The organism is Bradyrhizobium uaiense, assembly GCF_010811875.1.
In the GTDB taxonomy this organism is placed as follows: domain Bacteria; phylum Pseudomonadota; class Alphaproteobacteria; order Rhizobiales; family Xanthobacteraceae; genus Bradyrhizobium; species Bradyrhizobium uaiense.
This window is the reverse complement of sequence record NZ_VKHP01000501.1, coordinates 1-1,284: the sequence shown is the minus strand read 5'-3', so window position 1 is coordinate 1,284 and position 1,284 is coordinate 1. Positions and strand designations below refer to the sequence as shown.

The following is a 1,284-nucleotide window of genomic DNA, read 5'->3' as shown; positions in this document are numbered from 1 at the left end:
CTGATACGTCGCATTGCTCGGATTGGACACGTTCACCAGGCTCGAGAGCGCGATCTGCGCACCGGCCGTGGCGCTCGGCAGGCTCGAGACATTCAGCGTCGGCGACGGCACCGAGACCGTAAATTGCTTCCAGCCACTCGCCGTGCCGTTCTGGATGAGCTGCGCCCATAGCGTATCGGTGCCGGATGACGTCCCGGCATCGAACACCACATTGGCGCCCGACGGCACATTGATCGCCTGGCCTGCGAGCTGCGCCACGCCGTTGATCAGGAACTCGCCGCCGGCCACCGTGCCGTTCGAATCCCACAGCTGCAACTGATACGTCGCATTGCTTGGATCGGACACGTTCACCAGGCTCGAGAGCGCAATCTGCGCACCGGCCGTGGTGCTGGGCACGCCCGATACACTCAGCGTCGGCGCCGGCACCGAGACCGTAAACTGCTGCCAGCTGCCTAGCGTGCCGTTGTTCTGAACGAGCTGCGCCCACATCGTATCGGTGCCGGCTGAAGTCCCGGCATCGAACACCACATTGGCGCCCGACGGCACATTGATCGCATGGCCTGCGGTCTGCGCCACGCCATTGATCAGGAACTCGCCGCCGGCTGCCGTGCCGTTCGAATCCCACAGCTGGAGAGTCTGATAGCCGGCACCGTTGGGATCGGACACGGTGACCAGGCTCGACAAGGCGATCAACTGACCTGCACTTGCCGAAGGGTAGTTCGCGACGTTAACCGACGGCGTAATAGGTGGTGTGGCCGTAATCAGCGTGCCCGTACCAGAATCCTGCGTTGCAGTGAAGCCAACTCCGGGATTCTGACCCAGCTGCAAATCATACGTTATTCCGCCCTCGACAACTTGAAGCATGCTGCCGGATACAACAGTGGCCGAGCCACCGGACGCGAACGCCACGCCGGTCAGATCAATGGTGTCACCGACGACGATGCCGCTGATGATGTCGCTGGGCATGGCTGTGCCGTCGATCACCAGCGTCCCGCTGGAACTGGCGAAGGTAATGCCGCCGCTCGCGATGCTTCCGGCCTGCAGTTCGACCTTGCCGCCCGAAATCGTCACCGGACCGGTCGACCCACCGGACGAAACGATTTCCGTACCGCCGGCAAACACCGCAACGTTGCTGGTCACCGCGCCGGCTACATTGAATGTGCCGCCGCTGGAGACGCTGACATTGTGGGCAGTCGCGCCGGACAGGACATTCAACATGCCGCCACTGCTGACGGTCGTGTGGTCGATCGCGCCTCCCGACGACACGTTCACCGTGCCGCCCGA

The 1,284-nt window shown here is 63.2% G+C and carries 1 protein-coding gene and 1 pseudogene; both read right to left on the bottom strand.

Going from position 1 to position 1,284, the window contains the following annotated elements:
* Positions 1-966 (bottom strand): hypothetical protein (locus FNJ47_RS46120; protein ID WP_236000597.1); only part of this gene is annotated, 966 nt, incomplete at its 3' end.
* 168 nt (positions 967-1,134) lie between these two features.
* A pseudogene (locus tag FNJ47_RS54965) lies at positions 1,135-1,266 on the bottom strand (hypothetical protein); the annotation flags it as partial.
* Positions 1,267-1,284 lie beyond the last annotated feature (18 nt).